The organism is Streptomyces sp. NPDC059994, assembly GCF_042737755.1.
Lineage (GTDB): Bacteria > Actinomycetota > Actinomycetes > Streptomycetales > Streptomycetaceae > Streptomyces.
The window spans coordinates 2,846-5,363 of sequence record NZ_JBHWUR010000201.1 but is presented as its reverse complement, the minus strand read 5'-3'; the positions used below and the strand labels follow the sequence as shown (position 1 = coordinate 5,363).

Below are 2,518 nucleotides of genomic sequence, written 5' to 3'. Positions count from 1 at the left end.
TTCAGAACTAACACAGTGGACGCGAGCAACTGAGGACAAGCCCTCGGCCTATTAGTACCAGTCAGCTCCACCCCTTACGAGGCTTCCACATCTGGCCTATCAACCCAGTCGTCTACTGGGAGCCTTACCCTCTCAAGGAGGTGGGAATACTCATCTCGAAGCAGGCTTCCCGCTTAGATGCTTTCAGCGGTTATCCTTTCCGAACGTAGCCAACCAGCCATGCCCTTGGCAGGACAACTGGCACACCAGAGGTTCGTCCGTCCCGGTCCTCTCGTACTAGGGACAGCCCTTCTCAATATTCCTGCGCGCGCAGCGGATAGGGACCGAACTGTCTCACGACGTTCTAAACCCAGCTCGCGTACCGCTTTAATGGGCGAACAGCCCAACCCTTGGGACCGACTCCAGCCCCAGGATGCGACGAGCCGACATCGAGGTGCCAAACCATCCCGTCGATATGGACTCTTGGGGAAGATCAGCCTGTTATCCCCGGGGTACCTTTTATCCGTTGAGCGACGGCGCTTCCACAAGCCACCGCCGGATCACTAGTCCCGACTTTCGTCCCTGCTCGACCCGTCGGTCTCACAGTCAAGCTCCCTTGTGCACTTACACTCAACACCTGATTGCCAACCAGGCTGAGGGAACCTTTGGGCGCCTCCGTTACTCTTTAGGAGGCAACCGCCCCAGTTAAACTACCCATCAGACACTGTCCCTGATCCGGATCACGGACCCAGGTTAGACATCCAGCACGACCAGAGTGGTATTTCAACGACGACTCCACAACCACTGGCGTGGCCGCTTCAAAGTCTCCCACCTATCCTACACAAGCCGAACCGAACACCAATATCAAACTGTAGTAAAGGTCCCGGGGTCTTTCCGTCCTGCTGCGCGAAACGAGCATCTTTACTCGTAGTGCAATTTCACCGGGCCTATGGTTGAGACAGTCGAGAAGTCGTTACGCCATTCGTGCAGGTCGGAACTTACCCGACAAGGAATTTCGCTACCTTAGGATGGTTATAGTTACCACCGCCGTTTACTGGCGCTTAAGTTCTCAGCTTCGCCAGAACGAATCCTGACTAACCGGTCCCCTTAACGTTCCAGCACCGGGCAGGCGTCAGTCCGTATACATCGCCTTACGGCTTCGCACGGACCTGTGTTTTTAGTAAACAGTCGCTTCTCGCTGGTCTCTGCGGCCACCCCCAGCTCACGGAGTAAATCCGATCACCAGTGATGGCCCCCCTTCTCCCGAAGTTACGGGGGCATTTTGCCGAGTTCCTTAACCATAGTTCACCCGAACGCCTCGGTATTCTCTACCTGACCACCTGAGTCGGTTTAGGGTACGGGCCGCCATGAAACTCGCTAGAGGCTTTTCTCGACAGCATAGGATCATCCACTTCACCACAATCGGCTCGGCATCAGGTCTCAGCCTCAATGTGTGACGGATTTGCCTATCACACGGCCTACACCCTTACCCCGGGACTACCACCGCCCGGGCTGGACTACCTTCCTGCGTCACCCCATCGCTTACCTACTACCACCTTGGATCGACGGCTCCACCACTTTCCATTCCCCGAAGGGTCCGGAACGGCTTCACGGCCTTAGCATTAATGGATTCGATACTGGGCGTTTCAAAGCGGGTACCGGAATATCAACCGGTTGTCCATCGACTACGCCTGTCGGCCTCGCCTTAGGTCCCGACTTACCCTGGGCAGATCAGCTTGACCCAGGAACCCTTAGTCAATCGGCGCACACGTTTCTCACGTGTGTATCGCTACTCATGCCTGCATTCTCACTCGTGAACCGTCCACCACTAGCTTCCGCTGCGGCTTCACCCGGCACACGACGCTCCCCTACCCATCCATACAGGCGTTGGCCCTATGTGTATGAATGACACGACTTCGGCGGTACGCTTGAGCCCCGCTACATTGTCGGCGCGGAATCACTTGACCAGTGAGCTATTACGCACTCTTTCAAGGGTGGCTGCTTCTAAGCCAACCTCCTGGTTGTCTCTGCGACTCCACATCCTTTCCCACTTAGCGTACGCTTAGGGGCCTTAGTCGATGCTCTGGGCTGTTTCCCTCTCGACCATGGAGCTTATCCCCCACAGTCTCACTGCCGTGCTCTCACTTACCGGCATTCGGAGTTTGGCTAAGGTCAGTAACCCGGTAGGGCCCATCGCCTATCCAGTGCTCTACCTCCGGCAAGAAACACACGACGCTGCACCTAAATGCATTTCGGGGAGAACCAGCTATCACGGAGTTTGATTGGCCTTTCACCCCTAACCACAGGTCATCCCCCAGGTTTTCAACCCTGGTGGGTTCGGTCCTCCACGAAGTCTTACCTCCGCTTCAACCTGCCCATGGCTAGATCACTCCGCTTCGGGTCTAGAGCGTGCAACTCAAACGCCCTGTTCGGACTCGCTTTCGCTACGGCTTCCCCACACGGGTTAACCTCGCTACACACCGCTAACTCGCAGGCTCATTCTTCAAAAGGCACGCAGTCACGACGCATTGAGTAAACC

Annotated in this window: 1 rRNA gene (only partly in view); it reads right to left on the bottom strand. The window is 56.1% G+C overall.

The features are described from left to right. Positions 1–31: 31 nt before the first annotated feature. Positions 32–2,518, bottom strand: a 23S ribosomal RNA gene (locus tag ACFWA7_RS39615) (it continues 736 nt past the right edge of the window).